This window comes from Acinetobacter sp. TUM15064, from assembly GCF_008980265.1.
Classification (GTDB): Bacteria; Pseudomonadota; Gammaproteobacteria; order Pseudomonadales; family Moraxellaceae; genus Acinetobacter.
In genome coordinates, this window is sequence record NZ_BKFU01000235.1 from 1 (window position 1) to 431 (window position 431).

The following is a 431-nucleotide window of genomic DNA, read 5'->3' on the forward strand; positions in this document are numbered from 1 at the left end:
TGCAGTATTACTCATTGCACCAATGGCCTTGTTATCTGCGATTGTAGGTGTTTGGGTAACTGGTAGTGATAACAACATCTTTACCCAGATTGGCTTTGTTGTTCTGGTGGGACTTGCTGCAAAAAATGCCATCTTAATTGTGGAGTTTGCCCGAGCCAAAGAGGATGAGGGTTTGAATCCTTTTGCTGCAGTACTTGACGCAGCCCGATTAAGATTACGCCCGATTCTAATGACCTCAATTGCATTTATTGCTGGTGTGATACCACTGGTATTAGCCACAGGTGCTGGTGCAGAAATGCGTCATGCCATGGGTATCGCTGTTTTCTCTGGAATGCTGGGCGTGACAATCTTTGGTTTGCTGTTTACACCCATTTTCTATGTCGTCATTCGTAATTTTATTCTGCGTAGAGAACAGGCCAAAGCACTGGTAC

1 protein-coding gene is annotated in these 431 nt (G+C 44.8%); it reads left to right on the plus strand.

The window, feature by feature from the left end:
* Positions 1–431 (plus strand): efflux RND transporter permease subunit (locus GBI16_RS18590; RefSeq protein WP_171494604.1); only part of this gene is annotated, 431 nt, incomplete at both ends.